Source organism: Ideonella sp. P3_A4 (assembly GCF_056403075.1).
In genome coordinates, this window is record NZ_JBFUGE010000394.1 from 1 (window position 1) to 5,547 (window position 5,547).

3 protein-coding genes are annotated in these 5,547 nt (G+C 66.2%); 2 read left to right on the forward strand and 1 reads right to left on the reverse strand.

From position 1 onward, the window contains the following. The coding region (locus AC1DYI_RS25000) for a Calx-beta domain-containing protein (RefSeq protein WP_477206838.1) at positions 1–2,154 on the reverse strand (2,154 nt) is incomplete at its 3' end. Positions 2,155–2,398: 244 nt separating this feature from the next. Here AC1DYI_RS25000 and AC1DYI_RS25005 point away from each other — a divergent pair. Then, positions 2,399–4,492: a 3-hydroxyacyl-CoA dehydrogenase NAD-binding domain-containing protein gene (locus tag AC1DYI_RS25005; RefSeq protein WP_477206839.1), complete on the forward strand. Its 2,094-nt coding sequence runs from the start codon at positions 2,399–2,401 to the stop codon at positions 4,490–4,492. A gap of 8 nt (positions 4,493–4,500) precedes the next feature. Next, positions 4,501–5,547: M20 family peptidase (locus AC1DYI_RS25010; RefSeq protein ID WP_477206840.1), on the forward strand; the 1,047-nt coding region annotated here is incomplete at its 3' end.

Sequence of the window (5,547 nt, forward strand, 5' to 3'; positions counted from 1 at the left end):
GCTCAGCGTGTGCGTGCCGGTAGCCACGTAGTCGGACCCGGCGTTCGCGGTGCCGTTGGCGGTGGCGTAGTCGACCTTGACGAGTCCGGTGCTGGGCCTGTCGAGCGTGACGGTGAAGGTGACGGTGCCAGCGGCCTCATCGACCACCTGGTCGCCGACCCGCGCCACCGGCGTGCCGCTGGGCGCGTCGTTGTCGACGATCGTGCCCCAGCCGGCCTGGCGCACGATGGTGCCGTTGACGGCGCTGAAGAGGTTCAGCGTCAAGTACTCGCTGGCCTCCTGCGTCACGTTGTCCAGCACCGGGATCCGCACGACCTGCGTGGTCTGGCCCGGTGCGAAGGTGAGGGTGCCGGTGAGTGCCTGGTAGTCGCTGCCGTTGGCGGCCGTGACGTTGCTGTTGCTGTAGCTGACGCTGACCTGCTGGGTTGACGGCGCGCTCAGGCTGACGACGAACTGAAGATAGCCGTCGACCTCGCATGCCGTCGCATCGGACACGGTGATCAGCGGTGAGACCACCGCGGTGGCGTCGTTGGCACCGATCGTCGTGCGGCCATGCGATTCGGCGAGCAGCGTGGCGCCGACGGCGTTCGACAGCTGCAGGTCGAAGTACTGCGCGCCCTCGGCACTGCCGTCGTCGATCAGGTCGATGGTGACCGTCTTGCAGACCTCGCCGGCCGTGAAGCTCAGCGTGTGCAAGCCGCTGGCAACGTAGTCGGCTCCCGCGGCGGCGGTGCCGTCGGCGGTTTGGTAGTCGACCTTGACGGTGCCGGCGCTGGGGCGGTCGAGCGTGACCGTGAAGGTGACGGTGCCGGTGGCCTCGTCGACCACCTGGTCGCTGACGCGCACCACCGGTGTGCCGCTGGCGGCGTCGTTGTCGACGATCGAGCCCCAGCCGTACTGGCGAATGATCGTGCCGCCGGTCGCGCCGGTCAGATTCATCGTCAGGAATTCGGTGTTCTCGGCCGTGGCGTTGTCCAGCAGCGGGACGAGGATGGTCTGCGTCGTCTGGCCGGGCGCAAAGGTGAGCGTGCCGCTCTGGGCCTGGTAGTCACTGCCGTTGGCGGCGGTCAGATTGCTGTTGCTGTAGTTGACGGTGACCGCGCCGGTCGACGGCGCGCTCAGCGAGACGACGAACATCAGGTAGCCGTCGGTCTCGCCGGCGACGGCGTCGGACACCGTGATCAGTGGCGATGCCACCGCCGTCGCATCGTTCGCGCCGATCACGACCCGGCCGTGCGATTCGGGCAGCAGCGTGACGCCGACACCGTTCGACAGCACGAGGTCGAAGTACTCGCTGCCTTCCGCTGCGGCGTCGTTGGTCAGGTTGACGGTGACGGTCTTGACGACCYGCCCCACCGCGAAGTTCACCGTCGTCAGGGCCTTGGCGACATAGTCGCTGCCGGCTTGCGCCGTGCCGTTGGCGGTCGACACGTCCACGCTGACCGCGCCGGTGGCGGGGCGATCGAGCACGACGCTGAAGGTCACCGTGCCGGCAGACTCGTCGACGACCTGGTCGATCGCACGCGCCACCGGCGTGCCTGCTGCAGCATCGTTGTCGACGATCGTGCCCCAGCCGAACTGGCGCACGATCGTGCCGTTGACGGCGTTGAAGATGTTGAGCTTGAGGTACTCGGTGGGCTCGGCGGTGGCGTTGTCGATCAGCGGGATCTGCACAACCTGGCTGGTCTGGCCAGGGGTGAAGGTGACGGTTCCGGTCTGCGCTGTGTAGTCGCTGCCATTCGCCGCGGTGGCGTTGCTGTTGCTGTAGCTGACCGTGACGGTGTCGGTCGAGGCGACGTCGAGCGAGACGACGAAGGTCAGCATGCCGTCGGACTCGCCGGCGATCGCGTCGGACACGGTGATGTTCGGGTTGGTCGCCTGGGGTTGGACGACGTGAGGTGCCGGCGCCTGCCAGGCCAGGCCCTGGAAGGCGTCGATGCGGAACGTCGTGTCGCTGAACAGGCTGGAAAAGCGGTCCAGCGAAGCGCTGTCGAACATGGGCAGCGCCACACTGGGCGGCACGTATGTTTCGGCCACCGAGGACGGCGATATGAAGCTCCAGCCCGAATCAGGTTGCAGCCAGCGGCTGGCGGAATTGAGGGCCCGGCCACCGGGTTCTTCCGAAGCGGTGTCGTCGACGTCGTAGTCACGCATGATCGGCCTCCTTGTGAGCCTGGCGTGGACTCTAGGAAGGGGGCCGTTACCGAGCCGTTACCCACGCGTTCAGCACGCGTCGGCTACACGCCAGAGGAGGCTCACAGCAGGGTGGATGAACTAGGGTTTCACCTAGCCCATCCCCTGTCACTGCAGAGACACTGAAGGGCTTTCGATTGTCCCTAGAATCGAACGATCGTTCTATTTTTGCCACGCCTGACGTCACCCTGAAGGGACCCCACACATGAGCGCCAGCTATGAACTTCACGGCCCGGTGGCCGTCATCACGCTGAACAATCCGCCCGTCAACGGGCTGGGCCATGCGAGCCGCCTGGCGGTGGCCGAAGGCCTGGAGCGCGCGCAGGCCGACGCTAACGTGAAGGCCATCGTCATCACCGGCGCCGGCAAGGCATTCTCGGGTGGCGCCGACATCAAGGAGTTTGGCACGCCCAAGGCGCTGGCCGAGCCGAACCTGCTGTCGCTGATCCGCTTGGTGGAACTGTGCAGCAAGCCGGTGGTCGCGGCGATCCACAGTGTCTGCATGGGCGGTGGCCTGGAGCTGTCGCTCGGTTGCCATTACCGCGTGGCCTCGGCCGGTGCCAACGTGGCGCTGCCCGAAGTGAAGATCGGCCTGCTGCCGGGCGCTGGTGGCACGCAGCGCCTGCCGCGCGTGCTGGGCGCCGAGACAGCGCTGAACATGATCGTCAGCGGCGACCCGGTCAAGAGCGAGCTGCTGGCCTCGCTGCCGGGCCAGAAGCTGTTCGACAAGATGATCGACGGTGACCTGCTGGCCGGCGCGATCGCCTTTGCCACCGAGGTGGCCGACAAGCGCCCGCTGCCGCTGGTGCGCGACCTGAAAGTCAAGCACCCGAACCCGGACGGCTACTTCCAGTTCGCCCGCAACACCGTCGGCGCGATGGCGAAAAACTTCCCGGCGCCGCTGAAGTGCGTCGACGCGGTCGAAGCGTCGGTGGGCAAGAAGTTCGAAGACGGCCTGGCGTATGAGCGCGAGCTGTTCGTCGGCCTGATGATGACGCCGGAGTGCAAGGCGCTGCGCCACGCGTTCTTCGCCGAGCGCGCGGCCAGCAAGATCGCCGACGTGCCGGAAAACACGCCGCTGCGCGAGATCAAGAAGGTCGCGATCATCGGCGCCGGCACGATGGGTGGCGGCATCGCGATGAACTTCCTCTCAGCCGGCACGCCGGTCGTCATCCTCGAGATGAAGCAGGACGCGCTGGAGCGTGGCGTCGCGACGATCCGCAAGAACTACGAAGGCCAGGTCAAGAAGGGCAAGCTGAAGCCCGAGAAGTACGAATCCATCATCAGCCAGCTGAGCACCACGCTCGACTACGCGGCGATCGGCGATGCCGACATCGTGATCGAGGCGGTGTTCGAAGACATGGAGGTCAAGAAGGCCGTCTTCGAACAGCTGGACAAGGTGATGAAGCCCGGCGCGATCCTGGCGAGCAACACCTCGACGTTGGATGTCAACAAGATCGCCGCGTTCACCAAGCGCCCGCAGGATGTGATCGGCACGCATTTCTTCAGCCCCGCCAACATCATGAAGCTGCTGGAAGTGGTGCGTGGCGAGAAGACCGCGAAGGACGTGCTGGCCACCGTGATGGCGCTGGGCAAGAAGATCAAGAAGACCTGCGTCGTCTCGGGCGTGTGCGACGGCTTCATCGGCAACCGCATGATCGAGCAGTACAGCCGCCAGGCCGGCTTCCTGTTGGAAGAAGGCTGCACGCCGAGCCAGGTTGACAAGGCGATCGAGAAGTTCGGCTTCGCGATGGGCCCGTTCCGCATGGGTGACCTGGCCGGCAACGACGTGGGCTGGTACATCCGCAAGCGCCGCTATCTGGAAAAGCCGAACCTGCGTTACTCGAAGACGGCCGACCTGCTGTGCGAGATGGGCCGCTTTGGCCAGAAGACCGGCGCCGGTTGGTATGACTACCAAGCCGGCAAGCGCGATGCGGTTCCCTCGGCCRTGGTCGAGAAGATGATCGAAGACCACCGCAAGACGGCCGGCATCACGCCGCGCCAAATCAGCGACGACGAGATCGTGCACCGTCTGGTCTTCGCGCTGGTCAATGAAGCCGCGTGTCTGTTGGAAGAAGGCATCGCGCAGCGCGCGTCGGACGTCGACATGGTCTACCTGACCGGCTACGGCTTCCCGCTGCACCGCGGCGGCCCGATGTGCTACGCCGACACCTACGGCTTGTACAACGTGGCGCAGGCGATGAAGCGCTTTGCCCAGAACCCGAACGACGATGCCGAGTTCTGGCAACCGGCGCCGCTGCTCGCGCAGCTGGTGGCTGAAGGCAAGAGCTTCAACTGATCGTTGTGATGCTCAAGCGTCTGCTGCTCATCGTGCTGGCCGCGTTGGCGCTGCTGGTGGCCGCCGTCGCGGTCAACACGCTGCGCCAGGGCTCGCGCCAGCTCGACGTGCCGCCGGCACCGCCGCTGGCGGTGGACGAGGCGGGCGCGGCGACGCGCCTGGCAGAAGCGATCCGTGCGCGCACCGTGTCCAGCCAGGACGATGCAGCGCAGAACACCGACCAGTTCGAGCAACTGCACGCGATGCTGCAGGCGCGCTACCCGAAGGCGCATGCGGTGATGCAGCGCGAGGTGGTCGGTGGCTTGAGCCTGCTGTACACCTGGAAAGGCAGCGATCCGAAGCTCGCGCCCATCTTGTTGACGGCGCACCAGGACGTGGTGCCGGTGTCGCCGGGCACTGAAGGCGACTGGGCCGAGCAGCCGTTTGCCGGCACGGTGAAGGACGGCTTCGTCTGGGGCCGCGGTGCCTGGGACGACAAGGGCAACCTGATCGCGCAGATGGAGACGATGGAGCTGCTGGCCGCCAGCGGCTTCCAACCCAAGCGCACGATCCATCTGGCCTTTGGTGCCGACGAAGAGGTCAGCGGCGAGCGCGGCGCGAAGCAGATCGCCGCATTGCTGAAGTCGCGCGGCGAGCGGATGGACTTCGTGATCGATGAAGGCCTGCTGATCACCGACGGCATCATGCCGGGTCTATCGAAGCCGGCCGCGCTGATCGGCATCGCCGAGAAGGGCTACCTGTCGGTCGTGCTGAAAGTGCCTGCCACGCCAGGCCATTCGTCGATGCCGCCGCCCAAGGGCGAGAGCGCGATCGCGATGATGAGCGCGGCGCTGAAGCGGCTGGACGACCAGCAACTGCCCGGGGGCATCCGCGGTGTGGCGCGCGAGATGTTCGAGACCGTGGCCCCCGAGATGAGCGGGTTCGGCCGCGTGGCCCTGTCCAACCTGTGGCTGTTCGGCCCGGTGGTGCAGAAGCAGCTTGAGGCCAAAGCCAGTACCAATGCGATGCTGCGCACGACCACCGCGTTGACAATGACCAATGCCGGCAACAAGGAC